This window comes from Streptomyces sp. NPDC045955 (assembly GCF_056430805.1).
Window position 1 is genome coordinate 257,858 of the sequence record NZ_JBWKKY010000005.1, and the last position, 18,259, is coordinate 276,116.

General features: G+C 71.1%; 18 protein-coding genes. 4 read left to right on the forward strand and 14 right to left on the reverse strand.

The window, feature by feature from the left end:
- Window positions 1-48: 48 nt before the first annotated feature.
- Window positions 49-792, reverse strand: coding sequence for an MBL fold metallo-hydrolase (locus tag AC07F0_RS12695; RefSeq protein ID WP_478977771.1), 744 nt, complete (start codon window positions 790-792; stop codon window positions 49-51).
- Between the two features lie 257 nt (window positions 793-1,049).
- Between AC07F0_RS12695 and AC07F0_RS12700 the strand changes: the two genes are divergently transcribed.
- Entirely contained in the window at window positions 1,050-1,304 is a 255-nt protein-coding gene (locus tag AC07F0_RS12700) for a hypothetical protein (protein ID WP_478978254.1), read from the forward strand.
- Here the strand turns inward: AC07F0_RS12700 and AC07F0_RS12705 are convergent.
- On the reverse strand, window positions 1,198-1,689 hold the full coding sequence (locus AC07F0_RS12705) for a YybH family protein (protein WP_478977774.1): 492 nt from the start codon (window positions 1,687-1,689) through the stop codon (window positions 1,198-1,200). The genes AC07F0_RS12700 and AC07F0_RS12705 overlap by 107 nt on opposite strands.
- Window positions 1,690-1,752: 63 nt before the next feature.
- Here AC07F0_RS12705 and AC07F0_RS12710 point away from each other — a divergent pair, with 63 nt between their 5' ends.
- A complete protein-coding gene (locus tag AC07F0_RS12710; protein WP_478977777.1) occupies window positions 1,753-2,115 on the forward strand; it encodes a winged helix-turn-helix transcriptional regulator in 363 nt (120 codons plus the stop codon).
- Between the two features lie 310 nt (window positions 2,116-2,425).
- On the forward strand, window positions 2,426-3,004 hold the full coding sequence (locus AC07F0_RS12715) for a hypothetical protein (protein WP_478977778.1): 579 nt from the start codon (window positions 2,426-2,428) through the stop codon (window positions 3,002-3,004).
- Between the two features lie 342 nt (window positions 3,005-3,346).
- On the opposite strand, the gene AC07F0_RS12720 is transcribed toward AC07F0_RS12715, so the two are convergent.
- The 8 genes from AC07F0_RS12720 to AC07F0_RS12755 all read right to left on the reverse strand — a co-directional run bounded on the left by AC07F0_RS12720 (window position 3,347) and on the right by AC07F0_RS12755 (window position 11,736).
- Window positions 3,347-3,568, reverse strand: coding sequence for a hypothetical protein (locus AC07F0_RS12720; RefSeq protein WP_029181646.1), 222 nt, complete (start codon window positions 3,566-3,568; stop codon window positions 3,347-3,349).
- Between the two features lie 95 nt (window positions 3,569-3,663).
- Complete coding sequence (locus tag AC07F0_RS12725) at window positions 3,664-4,635, reverse strand: N-acetylglucosamine kinase (protein WP_478977781.1); 972 nt, start codon at window positions 4,633-4,635, stop codon at window positions 3,664-3,666.
- Entirely contained in the window at window positions 4,626-5,891 is a 1,266-nt protein-coding gene (locus AC07F0_RS12730; protein WP_478977784.1) for a 6-phospho-beta-glucosidase, read from the reverse strand. Before AC07F0_RS12730 ends, AC07F0_RS12725 begins: the two co-directional genes overlap by 10 nt.
- Before the next feature lie 4 nt (window positions 5,892-5,895).
- Window positions 5,896-6,789, reverse strand: a complete 894-nt coding sequence (locus tag AC07F0_RS12735; protein ID WP_478977786.1) for a carbohydrate ABC transporter permease — start codon at window positions 6,787-6,789, stop codon at window positions 5,896-5,898.
- Window positions 6,786-7,730: a carbohydrate ABC transporter permease gene (locus tag AC07F0_RS12740; protein ID WP_478977789.1), complete on the reverse strand. Its 945-nt coding sequence runs from the start codon at window positions 7,728-7,730 to the stop codon at window positions 6,786-6,788. The genes AC07F0_RS12735 and AC07F0_RS12740 overlap by 4 nt, the downstream gene beginning before the upstream one ends.
- A 21-nt stretch (window positions 7,731-7,751) precedes the next feature.
- On the reverse strand, window positions 7,752-9,089 hold the full coding sequence (locus tag AC07F0_RS12745; RefSeq protein WP_478977792.1) for an ABC transporter substrate-binding protein: 1,338 nt from the start codon (window positions 9,087-9,089) through the stop codon (window positions 7,752-7,754).
- Between the two features lie 55 nt (window positions 9,090-9,144).
- On the reverse strand, window positions 9,145-10,356 hold the full coding sequence (locus tag AC07F0_RS12750; protein WP_478977795.1) for an ROK family transcriptional regulator: 1,212 nt from the start codon (window positions 10,354-10,356) through the stop codon (window positions 9,145-9,147).
- A 276-nt stretch (window positions 10,357-10,632) separates the two neighbouring features.
- Window positions 10,633-11,736 (reverse strand): mechanosensitive ion channel family protein, encoded by a 1,104-nt coding sequence (locus AC07F0_RS12755; protein WP_478977798.1) that lies wholly within the window; start codon window positions 11,734-11,736, stop codon window positions 10,633-10,635.
- Between the two features lie 312 nt (window positions 11,737-12,048).
- Here AC07F0_RS12755 and AC07F0_RS12760 point away from each other — a divergent pair, with 312 nt between their 5' ends.
- Window positions 12,049-12,585, forward strand: coding sequence for an HNH endonuclease (locus AC07F0_RS12760; protein WP_436727605.1), 537 nt, complete (start codon window positions 12,049-12,051; stop codon window positions 12,583-12,585).
- Window positions 12,586-12,679: 94 nt separating this feature from the next.
- Here AC07F0_RS12760 and AC07F0_RS12765 read toward each other — a convergent pair whose 3' ends face one another.
- From AC07F0_RS12765 to AC07F0_RS12780, 4 genes are all read right to left on the reverse strand, one after another.
- On the reverse strand, window positions 12,680-14,032 hold the full coding sequence (locus tag AC07F0_RS12765) for an FtsX-like permease family protein (protein WP_478977801.1): 1,353 nt from the start codon (window positions 14,030-14,032) through the stop codon (window positions 12,680-12,682).
- Window positions 14,029-14,715: an ABC transporter ATP-binding protein gene (locus AC07F0_RS12770; protein WP_478977804.1), complete on the reverse strand. Its 687-nt coding sequence runs from the start codon at window positions 14,713-14,715 to the stop codon at window positions 14,029-14,031. The genes AC07F0_RS12765 and AC07F0_RS12770 overlap by 4 nt, the downstream gene beginning before the upstream one ends.
- Window positions 14,712-15,245, reverse strand: a complete 534-nt coding sequence (locus AC07F0_RS12775; protein ID WP_478977807.1) for a PadR family transcriptional regulator — start codon at window positions 15,243-15,245, stop codon at window positions 14,712-14,714. Before AC07F0_RS12775 ends, AC07F0_RS12770 begins: the two co-directional genes overlap by 4 nt.
- An 80-nt stretch (window positions 15,246-15,325) precedes the next feature.
- The gene (locus AC07F0_RS12780; RefSeq protein ID WP_478977810.1) at window positions 15,326-18,184 is read right to left on the reverse strand and encodes a beta-N-acetylglucosaminidase domain-containing protein; all 2,859 of its coding nucleotides are present in this window, start codon (window positions 18,182-18,184) and stop codon (window positions 15,326-15,328) included.
- Window positions 18,185-18,259: the final 75 nt, after the last annotated feature.

Genomic DNA, 18,259 nt, shown 5'->3' on the forward strand with positions numbered 1-18,259 from the left:
AGAACCCATTACGACTATTTCATTACGCAAACGCGGTTCAGTGTTCAATCAATCCAGCTGTACGCGATCAATTAGCCCCGCCGCCGTGAACGCCGCCACCAGCTCCTGACGGCCCTCCGTGAAGTGGGACCAGCCGCTGTAGTGGACGGGGACGATGTGGCGGGCGCCGAGGATGCGGGCGGCTTCCACCGCCTGGGCGCTGTCGAGGGTGAGGAGCTGACGGCCGAGAAGAGGCGTGCGGACAGCCCCCGCGAAGAGGACGACCGTGTCGACCGGGGCGAAGCGGTCGGCGATCTCCCTGACCAAGTCCAGCTGGGCGTTGTCCCCGCTGACGTAGACGGTGGGCAGGCCCTCGCCGGTCAGTACGAACCCGACCACTTGGCCGACGATCGGCTCCAGCTCCTCCCTCTTGCCGGGGCCGTGCAGCGCCGGGACGCCCGTCACCGTGAGCTTGCCTCCGCCCGGGCGGTCCAGTTCCATCGACTCCCAGTCGCTCAGGCCCCGCGCGGCGCCGCCCAGGCGGAGCGCACCGCTCGGAGTCGTGAGCGTGAGGGGGACGTACCCCAGCAGTGCCCGACCGGAGCAGTCCAGGTTGTCGATGTGCTCGTCGTGTGAGAGCAGCACCACATCGATTCGGCCCAGGTCAGCAGGGGCGGCCGCGGCGGGGGCCGTCTTCGTCAGCCCCTGGTCGTAGGAGCCGGGGCAGTCGAATGTCGGATCGGTAAGGAAGCGCAGGCCGCCGTACTCGATCAGCGCGGTCGGACCACCGTACACAGAGACGGACGTGTTCATTCTTCGCTCCTCACCGTGGCTGTCCGGAGGGTGATCGGAGCGAATGTTCCACCGGTGAGGATCACTCACCCCACGCCTGCCCCTTTCGGGGGAGCATTCGCTCCCATCACTTCTCGGGCGCCGCCCACACGTCCCGCCTACCCTGCGCCGCCCCACATCAGCGTTCGCATCGGTGGGCGTAGAAACCGAGAGAACAAAGGCAAGACAAGGCGAATCGCGAAGCCCAGGACTTCGATCACCGGATCGAGGTCAATCCGGTGCCGGCGCTCCTGGCTCTGACGGTCGGCTGGCTGCTGATCATTCCCCCCTTCGTGTCGGTCTACAACACCGGTCTGCGCATTGCACGCATGCAGCAGTCGGCCGGGATGGAGCGGAGCTGCAATCCGTGGATCGGCCTCATCCTTCTCATCGTGGCCGGTCTGTACCCGCTCTACTACCAGCACGAGTTGAACCAGATCTGGGCTCACTACCAGGTCCCGGAAGAGGGCGAGCAGGTGCCTCTCGCGGCGTGAACTGCTGTGTACGGGTGCCGAAGGGGTTGTCGATGACGTACCGCCAACGACCGTCCGGGCCCTGCCGGGCGACATCGGTGGCAGTGCCCTCGACGTGCACGGCCTGTCCATCCCCGTCGGTCCCGTCGATGACCCAGTCGACTATCAGCAGCGCCAGGTCTCCGTTGCGGTACACGTGCCGCGGACGGACCGAGATGGGAACTCCGAGTTTCTGCAGGTGACCGTTGGCGGCGTGCAGGTCCGGGCCGGTCACCGGCGTTCCCGGCTGCGGGATCAGCACAGCCGTGTCCTCGTAGACCTGCGCCAACGCGGTGGGGTCGCCGCTGTTGAACCGTTCGGCGAACACCGCGGGCACTTCCTCGGGCCGATCGGCCAGTTCTCGCATGATCGACAGACGTCCTTCCGGGCTGGGAGAATCCAAGTGCCCGACACGTTAGGAGGCGACGTCGTGACTCACCGAACGGTTGGTCACCGGGCAGGGCTCCCCGACGACCCGCGCGCGAACGTCACCGCGCCTACTCCGGAGTGCCCGGTGGAGATCACGCTGGCGGCCTTGCACGGCCGCTGGACGACGCTGGTGGTTCGCGAGCTGCTGCGTGGTGACCGCTCCTACAGCGAGCTGCGTGCGGCCTTGCCCATGCTGTCGGACAAGGTGCTGTCCGACCGGTTGGCACAGCTGTGCGAGGCCGGAGTCGTGGAGCGCGACCGTCGACCGGGGTGGCCGCCGCGCGTGCGCTACGCGCTCACCCGGAGTGGACACCGCCTCGGGCCTGTCCTCCAGGCCTTGTGGGACTGGGGGGCGGAGGCCTGACGTAGCGATCTTCGGTTGGCGGAGGCCGTACGGAGTCCTCGAAGCGCCGGGCGCGTCCGGTGTCACGGAATTGACGCGCATCAAGGTGCACCCGTCATGCAAGCATGACCTCGCTATCGCCTGGCCTCCCGTGTCCGGGGGTAGGCAGCTTGGTGATCGAGGGGGGCCATGGCTCAGTCAAGGAGTGCGATGTGTGCACGGCGGACCGGGGCGGGCGTGGTGACGGTGCTGGCGTGCCTCGCGCTGGCGGCTTGCGGGGCCGAGATCGAGGTACGGAACGCGGCACCCGGACAGGAGGAAACCGTCATCGATGCCCGCCGGCACGGTGCTCGATCCGGCGCGCCGGCCGGACGCCTGCTCGTTCGTCACTGACGCCGAGATCAAAGCGATACTGCCGCAGGCGAAGGAGTTCAGCCGGGAGTCGGACTGGGTCAAGCTCTCCGAGGAGGGCGCCCTCGGCGGGAAGGCGGGCGCCGGGCTCGCCTCCGACGGCAAGTGCGACTACTCGTTCGAGCTGCCGCAGAACGGCGGGTACGAGGGGCACATCGAAGGCTGGGGCGCCTTCGCCGTCGAGATCCTCGCAGTGGCCGACCCGAAACTGCTCACCCGGTACGTCGCCGAGTCCAGGGCCGCGCACCGGAGACAGGCGGTCGTCCTAGAAACGGACGCCAGGACGTTCGGAGCCGATGAGTGTTACTCCCATACGAGGTCCAAGAACGAGATACCGACCGTCGTCTGTCGCAAAGGCCCGCTCGCGTTACAGAGCAAGGGCGTGGGCTTCAACTACATCGACTTCGAGGGCGCCGACGAGGACAGTGCCGCCTTCGACGAGATCGTCGAAGAACGGGTCACCCCTGCCGTCTTCCGCGCCATTACTGCGAACCTCTGACCACCCGGAACGGTGATCGTGGGCTCACGCTCTGCACGCAGCTCGCCTGGCACTGCCCCTCATCGGCAAGGAAACCGCTGGTGAGGGGCGCTTTCATGCCCTCGCGTGACAGGTTTGGGGTCAGTGCCGGTCGCCGTTGAGGGGCTCCGGTGCTGTCGCGCCGTCGTCCTCTCCGAAGTCCGGGGCCTGGAAGGGGTTCGTGGTGGGCGGCGGCGAGGCCGTGGCCGTGCTGCGGGGTGCCCCTTCCGGGGCGGAGAAGAGCGAGGTCAGATCGATGGGAGGTCTCCTTCTGGTGCCAGGGCCCGGGAGGGACCTGGTGTGCCGTGACCGGGCACAGCGGTGTCAGAGCTTGGTCATCTTGGCGTACGGGCTCAGGATCCGGTGCTGGGCAGAGCCGAAATCCACGAGGACCGCGATGCCGTCCTCGATGCCGATGACCCGGCCGAGGCCGTACATGTCGTGTGTGACCTGGTCGCCCACAGCGAAGTGCTTGGGAGCTGGAATGACCGGGGCCCTGAAGGGGCTGGTGGGCAGATGGCGCTTCGGTGCAGCAGGCTTTGTCATTGCCCCTAGTATGCGCCCTCGCGTGTTCGGGTGCCTTCGTCTGTCCATCTCCGCTGTCCCACAGGGCTCTGGCCGGGCCCGTGAACGAGCCTCTCTCACGCCCCCAGGTGCGCCCGCAACCGCTCCTGTGCCCCCTCCCCGGCGCCCATCTCGTCCAGCCCCAGCAGCGCCGCCCCGAGGACGGGGCCGGCCGTGACGACCTGCGGGGTCGCCTTGGGCGCTCTGTCGGACAGCACCTCGGCGATCCTGCCGTTGAGCTGCGCGTGCTGGGCGGCCAGGACCCCGCCGCCCAGGAGGACGGGCGTCGGCTCGTCCAGCAGGTCCAGTCGGGTCAGGGCCACCACGGCCATCGCGACCACCTCGTCCGCCTGCCGTTCGACGATCGTGCGGGCGACCGGGTCGCCGTCCGCCGCCGTCGCGAAGAGGACCGGCGTCAGCTCGTGGCGACGGGATTGCTCCACGGCGCCCAGGTGCAGCGCCTCGACGAGGGCGTACATGGACGGCAGGCCGAAGTGGGCGGGGAGGGTGCGGGCCAGGGCCGTGGGGCGCCCACGGCCGTCCTCCGCGCGTGCCGCGTGCCAGAGGGCCTCCTCCGCCAGGCCCCAGCCGCCGCCCCAGTCGCCCGAGACCCTGCCCAGTGCCGGGAAGCGGGCCGTGCGGCCGTCGGGGCGCATGCCGACGCAGTTGATGCCCGCGCCGCAGACGACCGCGACACCCCGAGGTTCCGTCACACCGGCCCGGAGGATGGCGAAGGTGTCGTTCCGGACCGTCACCGTCCGGCCCCAGCCGCGCGCGTGCAGCGCTGCCGCCAACTGGTCCTCCTCGACCGGGAAGTCGGCGTTGGCGAGGCACGCCGAGACGTGGTCGACGGTGGTGAGTCCGGCGCTGGTCAGGGCCTGGGTGACCGTGTGGGTGAGCGTGGTCATCGCCGTGTCCAGGCCCACCGCGGGCGGGCGGAAGCCGCCGCCGCGTGCCGTGGACAGGACCTCTCCGGCCGCCGTCACGATCGCGACGTCCGTCTTGCTGTTGCCGGCGTCGATGGCGAGGACACGTGCGGTCAGGCCCACGCGAGGTGCTCCCGGTTGTGTGCGATCAGTCGGTCGGTGAGCGGCTCGGCGTACTCGTACTGGCCGATGAGGGGGTGCGAGAGGAGGGCGCGGAAGACGCGGGTCCGGCCGCCGTGCAGAGCCGCATCCAGGGCCAGGTCTTCGTACGTCGTCACGTTCGCCATGAGGCCCGCGTAGAGGGGGTCCACGGACGGGACCGGGAGGGGGGAGGCGCCCTGCGGGCCCACCGCCGCCTGGACCTCGATCACCGCGTCGCCGGGGAGGAAGGGGAGCGTGCCCCGGTTGTACGTGTTCACCACCTGGTACGGGCTGCCGCCACCGCCCAGCAGGGCCGCCGCCAGGTCCACCGCCGCCTCCGAGTAGTAGGCACCGCCGCGTTTGGCGAGCAGGGCCGGCTTCCCGTCCAGGGACGGGTCGGCGTACAGCGTGAGCAATTCACGTTCCATGGCGGCCACTTCGGCCGCGCGGGAGGGCTTCGTCCCGAGTTCTCGTACGACCTCGTCGTGCGCGTAGTAGTAGCGCAGGTAGTACGAGGGGACCACGCCCAGGCGGTCGAGGAGCGGGCGGGGCAGGCGCAGGTCCGCCGCGATCGTGTCGCCGTGGTCGGTCAGCAGTTTGGGCAGGACGTCCTCGCCTTCCGGGCCGCCGAGACGTACTCCCGTTTCCCAGGTGAGGTGGTTGAGGCCCACGTGGTCCAGGTGGACTTCCGGGGGCTCGACGCCCAGCAGGCCCGCGAACTTGCGCTGGAGGCCGATCGCCACGTTGCACAGGCCCACCGCCTTGTGGCCCGCCCGGAGCAGGGCGCGGGTCACGATGCCGACCGGGTTGGTGAAGTCGATGATCCAGGCGTCGGGGTTCGTACGGCGTACCCGGTCCGCGATGTCCAGGACCACCGGGACCGTGCGCAGGGCCTTCGCCAGGCCGCCGGCGCCGGTCGTCTCCTGGCCCACGCAGCCGCACTCCAGGGGCCAGGTCTCGTCCTGTTCCCGGGCCGCCTGGCCGCCCACGCGGAGCTGGAGGAGGACCGCGTCCGCGCCGTCGACCGCCTGGTCGAGGTCGGTCGTGGTGGTGATGCGGCCGGGGTGGCCCTGGCGGGCGAAGATGCGGCGGGCGAGGCCGCCCACCAGGTCAAGGCGGTCCTGCACCGGGTCCATCAGGACCAGTTCCTCGACGGGCAGGGTGTCCCGCAAGCGGGCGAAGCCGTCCACGAGTTCGGGGGTGTAGGTCGAGCCTCCGCCGACCACGGTGAGTTTCATGTGTCTAACCCTTTACTCCTGTGAGCGTGACTCCCTCTACAAACGCCTTCTGGGCGAAGAAGAACACGAGGATCACGGGGGCCATCACCAGCACGGTGGCGGCCATGGTGAGGTTCCAGTCGGTGTGGTGGGCGCCCTTGAACGACTCCAGGCCGTAGGAGAGGGTCCAGGCGCCCTGGTTCTCCGAGGCGTAGATCTGGGGTCCGAAGTAGTCGTTCCACGCGTAGAAGAACTGGAAGAGGGCCACTGCGGCGATGCCCGGTTTCGCCATCGGGAGAACGACCTTCAGGAGGGTGCGCAGGTCGCCGCAGCCGTCCACCCTGGCCGCGTCCAGGTACTCGTCGGGGATGGTGGTGAGGAACTGGCGCAGCAGGAAGATCGAGAAGGCGTCGCCGAACGCCATGGGGACGATCAGCGGCCACAGCGTGCCGGACAGGTCCAGCTGCTTCGCCCAGAACAGGTACATCGGGATGATGATCACCTGGGGCGGCAGCATCATCATCGAGATGACCAGCATCAGGGCCAGGTTGCGGCCCCGGAAGCGGAACTTCGCCAGCGCGTAGGCCACCGGGATCGAGGAGACCACCGTGAGCGCCGTGCCCACGACCGCGTAGAACAGGGTGTTCCGCCACCAGGTGAGGAAGCCGGGGGTGTCGAAGACCCTGCGGTAGTTGTCCCATTCCCAGGTGTGCGGGATCAGGTCGCGGCTGAGCGCCTGGCTGTCACTCATGAGTGAGGTGAGGACGACGAAGACGAAAGGGAGGGTGAAGAACAGGGCCGCCGCGATGCCCAGGGAGTGGATCGCGATCCATTCCAGGAAGGCCCTGCGGTGGGCCGTGCGCTGGGCGGGGGAGGGCGGTGCCTTCAGCTCCGCCGGCTTGTCGAGTAGTTGGGTCATCGGTCACCTGCCTGGATCAGACCGCCCTTGCGCCGCATCAGAAGTGCGGTGAAGGCCATGGAGAGGGCGAAGAGGACCAGGGCGACCACGCAGGCGGAGCCGTAGTCGAAACGCTGGAAGCCCAGGTTGTAGACGAGTTGGGGGAGGGTGAGGGTCGACTTGTCCGGGTAGCCGGGCTCGAACTGGGTGCCCGCGCCCTGGATCACGCCCGAGGCGACCTTTCCGGCGATCAGCGGCTGTGTGTAGTACTGCATGGTCTGGATCACGCCGGTGACGACCGCGAACATGACGATCGGGGAGATGTTCGGGAGCGTGACGTACCGGAAGCGCTGCCAGGGTGTCGCGCCGTCAAGTTCGGCCGCCTCGTACTGCTCCTTCGGTACGTCCAGCAGCGCGGCCATGAAGATGACCATCAGGTCGCCGATGCCCCACAGGGCCAGGAGCGTGAGGGCCGGCTTCGACCAGGTGGGGTCGTTGAACCAGCCGGGGGCGGGGAGCCCGGTCTTCTCCAGGATCGAGTTGACCGGGCCCGTGCCGGGGTTGAGGAGGAAGGCGAAGGCCATGGTGGCCGCCACGGGCGGGGCCAGGTACGGCAGGTAGAAGAGGGTGCGGAAGACACCCGTGCCCGTCTTGATCTTGGTGATCAGCAGACCCACGCCCAGGCCGAAGGCGACCCGGAGCGTGACCATGACGAGGACCAGCCACACGGTGTTGCGCAGGGCGGGCCAGAAGAAGGGGTAGTGCTCGAAGACGTACGTCCAGTTCTTCGTGCCCGACCACGTCGGCGGCTTGAAGCCGTCGTAGTGCATGAAGGAGAAGTAGACGGTGGAGAGCAGCGGGTAGGCGAAGAAGACCGAGAAGCCGATCAGCCAGGGGGAGAGGAAGGCCAGGGTGCGCAGCGTCGAACGGCGGTGTTTCGCGCGCAATGCGTGGGTGCTCACGGTGTTCACGGTGCTCATGGCCTACTTCGCCTGCGCGATGTCCGTGTCGATCTGCTGGGCCGTCTTCTTCAGACCGGCCTTGAGGTCGGTGGCCTTGCCGCTCTCGTAGTCGTAGCCGAACTCCTGGATCGTGGTGAGGTAGACGCCGCCGTTGACGGAGGCGGGGGCCGTGGTGGAGTCCGGGTTCGCGGCGATCTCCAGGAACGTCTTGAAGCGCGGGTCGTACTTCAGCTTCGGGGACTTCAGCGCCGCGAGCGTCGACGGCACGTTGTGGATGGCGTTGGAGAAGTTCACCACCGCGTCCGTGTCGGTCGTCATGTACTTCACCAGCTCCCAGGCCGCGTTCTGCTTCGTGCTGGTCGCCGCGATACCGGCGATGGTGCCGGTGATGTAGCCCTTGCCGTACTGGTCGGCCTGGTCGTCGGGGACGGGCAGCGGGGCCACGCCGATCTCGAACTTCGGCTTGGTGTCCAGGGCCATGCCCAGGCGCCACTCGCCGTCGAGTTGCATGGCGACCTGGCCGGTGTGGAAGGGGTGCTTCGGGCCCCACTCGTCGCCGAGCCTGGAGCGGTAGGTCTCCAGCTTGCGGTAGCCGCCGAGGGCGTCGACCAGCTTCTTCTGGACCGTGAAGGCCTGTGCGAAAGCCGGGTCCTTGGCCACGTTCGACTTGCCGTCCTTGTCGAAGTACGTGGGGGAGAACTGGCCGAGGTAGTGCTCGGTGGTGGTCTCCCAGCCGTGGTAGTTCGGCATGAAGCCGAGCTGCTTGTACGTGTTGCCCTGGGGGATCGTCAGCTTCTCGGCGACCTTCTCGAGCTCGGACCAGGTCTTCGGCGGGCCGGCGATGCCCGCCTTCTCGAACGCCGTCTTGTTGTAGTAGAGGCCGTACGCGTCGCCGAGGAGCGGGACCGCGCAGCGGTTGCCCTCGAACTGGGTGTACTGGTTCATCGCCTTCGGGAAGGTCTTCTCCGGGTCGATGCCCGACTTCTCGAAGAACGGGTTCAGGTCCACCAGGGCACCGGAGGAGCAGAATTTCCCGACGCTGTTCGTGGTGAAGGACGAGATCACGTCCGGGGCCTTGCCGCCGCCGGTGCGCAGGGCCTGGTTGATCTTGTCGTCGGTCATGTTGCCGACGACGTTCACATGGATGTTGGGGTGTGTCTTCTCGAAGCCGGCGACCAGGTCCTTGACGGCCTTCACCTCGGAGGGCGCGCTCCAGGCGTGCCAGAAGTTGAGGGTCGTCTCCTTGGACGCGTCGTCGGAGGCGCCGGAGTCCGCCTGGCCCGTACAGGCCGTGGCGAGGAGGGCGATGGAAGCGGATACGGCGAGGGCGATAGCCGCTTTTCTGGATATTCCGGGCATGGCAGAGCTCCCTGGGGTACGGGGAAGAAGGGAAATACCGGGGAGGGGGGTGGGGTCAGCGGGAGGTGTCGAAGACCTCGTCGCGCGTGGTCGCGAGCGCGCTCTCCAGTGCGCCGCGCAGCACGGGGTGTTCACGGACGTTGCCCACGACCAGGCGTGGGCGGGACGCGGCCAGTTCCTCCAGCTCGGCCTGGACGAGGGCGCGCAGCGTCTCGCCGCCCGAGGTGAGGGAGTCGCCGCTCAGCACGACGAGCTCGGGGTCGAGGACCGAGACCAGGGAGGCCAGACCGGTGGCGAGCCGGGTCGCGTAGGTCCGGAGGAGACGGCGGTGCGGTTCGTCGTCGGTCTGCGCGGCCCGGGCCACCAGGTGTGCGGCGGCCTCGGCGTACGGGCCCGCGGGGATGTCCTCGATGCCGAGTTCGCGGGCCAGCCTCGGGACGGCCTGGGAACCGGCCAGCTCCTGGTAGCCGCCGCTGTTGGCCTTGGTGACCTGGCGGACCAGGGGCGTGCCCGGCACCGGCAGGAAGCCGACCTCGCCGGCGCCGCCGGTCCAGCCGCGGTGCAGCCGGCCGCCCAGGACCAGGGCTGCGCCCAGGCCCTCCTGGTTCCACAGCAGCACGAAGTCCGTGTGGTCCCGGGCCGCGCCGAGGCGCTGTTCGGCGAGCGCGACCAGGTTGACGTCGTTCTCGTATTCGAACGGCATCGGCAGGGCGGCGGCGAGCTCGTCCAGCAGGGTGGGGGAGTGCCAGCCGGGGAGGTGGGAGGCGTAGCGCAGGCGGCCGGTGGTGGGGTCGAAGGCGCCGGGTGTGCCGATGACGAGGCGATGGATGTCGCCCCGGGCGAGGCCCGCCGCCTTCACCGCGCCGTCCAGGGCGTCGGTGACCTGCTGGACGACCGGGGTGCCGGTGCGCCTGCCGGGGGTGGGCAGTTCGTGGCGGCCGACCGTACGGCCGGTGATGTCGGCGACAGCGGCCAGGATCCGCTGGGGGGTGACGTCGAGTCCGGCGGCGTAACCGGCCGCCGGGTTGACCTCGTACAGCTGGGCGTTCGGGCCCGGCCGGCCTTCGGTGGTGCCGGTGGCCAGGACGAGGCCCGCGGCCTCCAGGCGGGCCAGGAGCTGGGAGGCGGTCGGCTTCGACAGGCCGGTGAGCTTGCCGATCCGGGTGCGGGACAGCTGTCCGTGCTCCAGCAGCAGGTCGAGGGCGGCCCGGTCGTTCATGGCGCGCAGGACGCGCGGGGTGCCCGGCGTGCCGGCGGTTCCTGCCATGCGTGTCCACACCTGCCCTTCGGCTGCTCAGCTTCTCAGTGATCAGGCGGGGAAGTCCATTGGCCGACCTGCGGCTGATCACTGTTAGGAAAGTTTCCTATCGGTGGGGAGGAAGGTAAGCCCGGCGCCGCGCGGGCGTCAATAGGGGACAGTCCAGGCAACGCAGTCGTTACCCGGGCTTGCCAACGCGGGCATGCGCATCCGGGCATGCGACGGGCATGCGAAAGGGCGGCACCCGGAAAACCCGGGTGCCGCCCTCTTCGTGCGGCGGGTCGGCTACTTCGTGGTGCTCGTCGGCGGTGCGACGGGCGTGAGCGGGGACGCCGCCGCCGACTGCGGGGACGACGAGTTCGCGTACACCGACGGGGGCGCCATCCCCGCCGTCGGGTCGGCGGGCGTCTCCTCGGCCGTGGCCGTGGCCCCGCCGACGATGCGGATGTCCGCCGCGTCGAACGCCCGCTTGATGCGCCAGCGCAGCTCGCGCTCCACGGTCAGGGACTTGCCGGGCATGGTCTTGGCGGAGATGCGCACGACCATGGAGTCCAGCAGGACGCTGTCCAGGCCGAGCACCTCGATCGGGCCCCACAGCAGCTCGTTCCAGGGCTCCTCGGCGCTCATCTTCCCGGCGACCTCGTCCAGGGTGGCCTTGACCTTGTCCAGGTCCTCGCCCGCGTGCACCGTGACGTCGACGTTGGCCGTCGCCCAGCCTTGCGAGAGGTTGCCGATGCGCTTGACCTCACCGTTGCGGACGTACCAGATCTCGCCGCCGTCGCCGCGCAGTTTCGTCACGCGCAGGCCCACCTCGATCACCTCGCCGGAGGCGACCCCCGCGTCGATCGTGTCGCCGACGCCGTACTGGTCCTCCAGGATCATGAAGACGCCCGAGAGGAAGTCCGTCACCAGGTTGCGGGCGCCGAAACCGATCGCCACGCCGGCCACACCGGCCGAGGCCAGCAGCGGGGCCAGGTTGATCTGGAAGGTGCCCAGGACCATCAGCGCGGCCGTGCCCATGATCAGGAACGACGCCACCGAGCGCAGTACCGAGCCGATCGCCTGCGAGCGCTGGCGACGGCGCTCGACGTTGACCAGCAGCCCGCCGAGCCCGGAGCCGTCCACGGACTGGCCGGTCCGGTTCATGCGGTCGATCAGCTTGGTGATCGCACGCCGGACGACGACCCTCAGCACAGCCGCTATCACCACGATCAGCAGGACCCGCAGGCCGATCGCGAGCCACGTCGACCAGTTCTGCTCGACCCAGCCGGCGGCGTTCGTCGCCTTCTCCTGAGCGTCCTGGAGGGAGGGCACTCTCGGGGTCTCCGTAACCGAGGGGGTCGGCGACGGCGACGGGCCGACGGCGAGCAGGACAGCGGACAGGGACACGGCAGGTACCTCCAAGTACAGCGGTCCGCCCCGGTGCGGTGGTTCAGGGGGTCAAGGTCACGACTGGGTCACCGAAAGGGCAGAACCACCACACTAACGGGGCATTGTGTGTGCTCCCACGGGATGTGTGAAGGAGAGACCGTGCTCACCTGGGCTTGAACACGCCATGATCCTGGGGATGAATGGGATGTGGTCGAAAACACTCCCAGCCCGTTACGGGGACATGGTGGCGCTTTCACCAGGCATGAGGGGAGACTGGCTACGAATCGTCCCGGCGCGAGCCACGCGCCGCCGGCGTCCAAGGAGGCATCCGTGCCGCACGTCCTGGTCCTCAACGCGTCGTACGAGCCGCTAGGTGTCGTACCGCTCCGCCGCGCGCTCGTCCTCGTCCTCGAGAACAAGGCCGTATGCCTCGAGGAGTCCGGCGCCTTTCTGCACAGCGCGACCGTCACAGTCCCCGCACCCAGCGTGGTCCGGCTCAAGCGATTCGTCCGGGTTCCCTATCGGGGGCCCGTTCCACTGACCCGCCGGGCGCTGTTCGCCCGTGACGGGGGCCGGTGCATGTACTGCGGTGGCGTCGCAACCAGCGTCGACCACGTCATCCCGCGCAGCCGCGGGGGCAAGCACGTCTGGGACAACGTGGTGGCGTCCTGCCGCCGCTGCAACCACGTGAAGGCCGACCGTCACCTCTTCGAGATCGGCTGGCGGCTGCGCCACAAACCCGCTCCGCCCTCCGGCCTGGCCTGGCGCATCATCGGGACCGGCCATAGGGACCCGCGCTGGCTGCCGTACTTGCAGCCGTACGGCGCGGACGACGCCTTGGCCCGGATCGACGGCATTTCCGCCTGACGAGGATCCGGGCCTTCGTATTGCCGCGTGCGGCCGGCCGACCGGCCCGGGGAACCCCCGTTCCCCCGGGCCGGACCGTCATGAGGAGGGGCGCTCAGGCGTACCGCAGCTCCCCCGGGCGTACCGATCGGCGCAGCAGGGGCAGTGAGGTGGCCGCGGCCAGCAGGCAGGCGGCGTAGACGGCGACCGGGACCAGGGTGATCGCCCAGGGCACCGGCCGGCCGGCGAGCAGGGCGTACCAGGTGCCGATGGCCGTCCCGCCCAGGCCCGAGAGCAGCACGGCGGGGGCGAGCGGCAGCGCGGTCTCCAGCAGCAGGGCCCGGCCGAGCACCGTGCGCGGCACCCCGGCGGCGGCCTGCGCGGCCAGGCCCCGGCGGCGGGTGGCCAGGGACTCGGCGGTGCCGACGGCGAGGCCGGTCAGGGTGATCGCGAGGGCGATGGCGATCGCGGCGCCGGTGAGGTCGAGGCCGGTGGTGTAGTAGGACGCGGGTTCGGAGAAGCGTTGGGTGCGCAGCACGTCGCTCATGACCTGCCGGATGCCCAGGAAGCCGGTGCCCACGACCGTCACCAGCAGTACCGCCGCGTGCGTGCGGGCGGCCGACCAGGGGTCGTCGCGCAGTCGTTCCGCCGCGATCAGCGTCGCCGCCGACCTGGCCCGGGCCGCGAGGATCCGGCCGGTCGCCTTCGCGGTGGCCCCGGAGAGCCACACCGCGCCCGCGCCGACCGCGAGGACCACGCCCGCCATCGTCAGCGGCAGCCCGCCGTTCGGCCGGTTGGAGGCGGCCGGGGAGGTCGTGCCGACGGTCAGCAGCGCCAGCACGCCGACGAGCAGCACCCCGGCCAGGAACAGCAGCCCGGGCCCCCGTCCGCTGCGCGGCCCGACCCGGCGCACCCAGCCGAGCGGGGAGGCCACGACCCGGCGCAGCGCCAGTGCGCCCGCCGTCGCACCCAGCCCCGGTACGGCGATGGCGACCAGAGCGATCCCCACCCAGGCCAGGGCTGGCGGCCGGTCCCACTGGCGCAGCAGGGCCAGGACCGACAGGACGGTGGCGACCGCCGAGCCCAGCAGACAGGCCAGCCCGGTCTCCAGCGCGGCGATCCGCCGCACCTGCCAGGGCGTCGCCCCGGCCAGCCGCAGCCCGGCCAGCCGCCGGTCGCGGTGCACGGCGCCGATCCGGGCGCACTGGCCGAGGAACCCCAGCACCGGCACGAGCAGAAGCAGCAGGCCGACGATCACACCGGACCGCGTACCGGGCTCGTCCAGCAGGCCCGCGGCGACGGGCACCCGGTAGCTGCCCCGCAGCGAGGCCAGGGCGACGGCGGCCAGCGCGAAACCCGTCGCGAGCGCGGCGCCCGTCGCCGTCAGCGTCACCCGCCACCACTCCCCGCGGTCGGAACCACGGGTGAGCTCCCAGGCGAGACGCAGATCGGCGCGCAGAGCCCTCATGCCGTCACCCCCAGCGGTGCCACGGCGCCGTCCCGCAGCTGGACTTCCCGGTCCGCGTACGCCGCCACCTGGGCGTCATGGGTGATGAGCAGGACCGCCGTGCCCGACTCGCGGGCCGTGGTGACCAGGGCCGTCATGACCTGCTCGCCGGCGAGCGAGTCCAGGGCCCCCGTCGGCTCGTCGGCGAAGACCACCCTCGGGCCGGTGACCAGGGCCCGGGCCAACGCGGTCCGCTGGGCCTGGCCGCCGCTCATCTCGCCCGGCCGCAGGTCCTGCTGCCCGCGTACGCCGAACCGCTCCAGCCACTCACCGGCCAGAGTCCGGGCCCGGGCTCGGCCGGTGTCGGCCAGCAGCAGCGGCAGGGCGACGTTGTCCAGGGCCGTCAGTTCGGGGATGAGCTGCCCGAACTGGAACACCACGCCGAACTCGGTCCGCCGCAGCTCGCTCAGCCGCTTCTCGGGCAGGTCCGCCAGCCGCCGGCCGTCGTACGTCACCGAGCCCTCGTCGGGTCGGACGATCCCGGCCAGGCAGTGCAGCAGCGTCGACTTCCCGCTGCCGCTCGCGCCGGTCACGGCGAGGATCTCACCGGCGTGCAGCTCGACCGACGCCCCGCGCAGGGCGGGCGTCCTGCCGTGCGCCTTGGTGAGGCCACTGGCCGTGAGAAGAGGCACGGGTCTGTTCATGCTGCGTCGACCTCCGCGGTCAGGGTGGTGAGCCGGGCCGCCGTGGTGCTCATCCAGCGGAGGTCGGCGTCGAGGTGGTTGAGGGCGTAGTCCGCCGCGAGCACGGTCGCCAGGTCCGCGCCCTTCGCGGCCTTGAGGGCGGTGAGCTCCCGCATCCGCTCCATGTGGGCGGCACGCTGGGCGCTCAGATACGCGGCCGGGTCGCCGCCCGAGAGGATCGCGACGACTACCTTGGCGAAGATCTCGTTCGCCACGAAGGGCGCGGGCGGCGTGATGTCCCCGGCCCAGCGGGACAGTTCGCGCGTCCCCTCGTCCGTGGTGCGGTACATCGTCCGCTCCGGGCCGCCGTCCGAGTCGGTGCCCTCGATCTCGGCGAGGCCGTCCCGGACGAGGCGCTGGAGGGTCGTGTAGACCTGCCCGTAGGCCAGCGGGCGGGCCTGCGGGAAGCGTTCGTCGTGGCGTCGCTTGAGGTCGTAGCCGTGGCTCGGACCCGTGGCGAGCAGGCCCAGCAGGATGTGGCGGGTGCTCATGCCGATCATTATGTACTCAGTATATGTACTGAGTACATAGTCGGCGCCCCTCTTTCTCACCCGGAACCGAAGGGTGGGGTTCAATCCGTGACGGCGTACGCCTCCACCGACCACAGCGAGTACCCGTACGGCGTGGCCCGCTTCTCGCCCTGCACCCGTACGAAGCGCACGTCGCGCTCGTCCATGCGGACGCTCTCCCGGCCGCCCCTGCCGTCCCGTACCGCCGCCGCCGTGCGCCAGCGGCGGCCGTCCGGCGACACCTGGACGCGGTACGCCGAGGGGTGGGCGTCCTGCCAGCGAAGCACGACCCGACCGAGCCGCGCCGGGCGCGGCAGCTCGACCTGCCACCAGGCGCCGTCGTCGGCCGGGGACGACCAGCGGGTGCCCGGGTCGCCGTCGTTCGCCGCCGACGCGGGGAAGTCGGGCGTCTCGTCACCCGAGGAACGCGCCGTGCCGGTGCGGGCCAGGTCGGGTCCGCCGGTGGGCGGGAACGCCCGGACGGTGAGGGTGCGGGTCGCTCCCGCGAACCCCAGCCGGATGTCGTAGGACCGCTTCGGCGCACCGCGCTCCACGGTCACCTCTACGGGGACCTCCACCTTCGTGCCGCGCGGCACGGCCAGTTCGGTCCCGGGCACCTTCACCCGCACGCCCTCGGGCGCCTCGACGGTGAGCCTGCCGCGGGCGTCGGCGGGGCGCAGCGAGCCCAGCCCGGCCGTCAGCCGCCGCGTCCTGCCGGTCTCGGCGTCCACCCGGTCCCGCGTCAGCTCCAGGGAGGTGGCGGGGGAGTCCGCGAACCACGGCACCAGGTGGCTTACGCGGGACGGCGCGGGACCGGTGACCCGTACGGCGTCCACCCGCTGTCCGACCCGCGTCTCGGTCGCGCCCGAAGCGGCCAGCCGGCCGGCCCGCCGCCAGCCCCGGCCCGGCACGTGCACCTCGACGTCCCCCTCGGTGCCGGGGTCGGTGAGCGCCGTCACGGCCGTCAGGGACCGGGGGCCGAGGAAGCGCAGGGTACGGCCGTCGCCCGGGTCGCCGGGGCTCGGGGGCGGCTCGTGGTCGATGCCCGACCAGGCCGCGTACGCCTTCTGCGCCCGCCGCAGGAAGGCGTCCAGGACGTCCGTGCCGACCTCGACCGGTGCCGGCTCCAGCCGGTCCCGCAGCGCGCCGAGCCTGCGGTACGCCGTCCAGGCCGCCGCCGCGTCCCCGGCGCGCTGCGCGTCCAGCATGTCGAGCGCCGCCGTGCCCGCCTCGCCGTAGCGGGCCAGCTGCCGAGACCAGGGGGCGACCTCCGGGGCGAGGGCGGTGCCCGTGAGCCGCCGGGGCAGCTCGCGCAGCACCGTGAACGCCTCGCGCAGCCTCCTCGCGGCGCCGTCACTGGTGGTGCCACCGGCTGTGCGGGCCCGCCAGTACGCCTCGGTCAGCGGGCGCAGGTACGCCGGCTCCTCCTCGCCGAGGACGGACGAGGCGTCGTTCCCCGCGAGCGCGGTCAGGGCCTCCTCGCGGCGCCGGTCCCCGCCCGCCAGGTCGGCGATCGCGGCGCGCCAGGACTCACCGGGGCGGTAGGCGCGCGGGTTCCACGCGTAGTCGGCGGCGGTGAACAGCGGGATGCGGGACGCCTCGGGCTGCTGCATCGCGTTGGCGAGCAGGGCCGCCGAACCGGTGGCGACCGCCGGCTCGCGGCCCCGGTAGGGGCCGAGGAAGAGACGGCCGGGCTCGTAGTCGTTGACCGGGTAGTTGTCCATCGTGACCAGCGGATGCCGGAACGCCTCCCGGGCGTCGGCCAGTTCACCGCCCGTGATGGTGCGGGGCACCACCCCGACGCCCGTCCACGCCACCTCGACACCCGGGTCCAGCGTGCCGGCCAGGGCCCGCCGGTAGTCGGTCGTGCCGTCCTCGTAGTACTCGGTCGGCATCAGCGACAGACCGGCGGCGCCGGCGTGCCGTTCCGCCAGGTGCCGGGCCACCGCGTTCGCCACCCGGGCCTGCGCCCGCGCGGCCGCCCGCGGGCCGGACCCGAACCGGTCGGCGTCCGCGTCGCAGTGCCATTCGCTGTAGCTGACATCCTGGAACTGGAGCTGGAAGGCCCTGAAGCCCAGCGCCCACATCGCGTCGAGCTTGCGGGTCAGCGCCCGCACGTCGGCGTCCGACGCGAAGCACATCGCCTGGCCCGGGGCCACCGCCCAGCCGAGTGTGACGTGGTTGCGGCGCGCCCGCTCGGCCAGCTCCCGGAACCCGGCGCGCTGCTCCGCCGGGTACGGCTCACGCCAGCGCGCCTGCCGGTACAGGTCGTCCCCCGGCGCGTACAGGTAGCGGTTCTGCTTGGTGCGCCCCATGAAGTCGAGCTGCTCCAGCCGCTGCCGGTGCGTCCACGCGGTGCCGTAGAAGCCCTCGGTGATGCCGCGCACGGCGGTGCCGGGCCAGTCGCGCACGACGGCGGCGGTGATCGTGCCGTCGGGACGCACGAGTTGCCGCAGCGTCTGCACCGCGTGGAACAGGCCGTCGTTGCCGGTGCCGGTGAGCAGGACGCCGTCCCCGCCCACGGACAGCTCGTACCCCCCGGCCGGGAGGGCGTGGCGGTCGCCCCGGCGGACGGGCTCCGTGCGCAGCCGCACGACCAGCGCCCCGGGCCGGGCGGAGTCGGTGATGCGACGGGCTCCGGCCTGCCGCAGCAGCTCGCGCAGGGTTTCGAGGGCGTACCTGTCCGCCGACGGGCCGGTGATCAGGGCGACCTCGTCGGTGACCGCGACCGGTGCGCCGTTCGCGCGCAGGGACTGGGGGCGCGGCCAGACGGAGAGGTCCGGCCCGGCGGTGTCCGAGGTGGGTGTCGCGGTCGTGCCCGGGACCGGCGGCGCCGCCACCGCGGCGGGCACCGAGCCGAGGGTTCCGGCGACGACGGCGACGGCGAGAGCCACCGCCCGCTTCCCACGCCGCAGTCCCACAGGCCCCCTCCAGGTGTGTTCGACCGGGAGAACGAGCCCACCACCCGCCCGGTGAAGGTGTCAACGAGAGTGGCC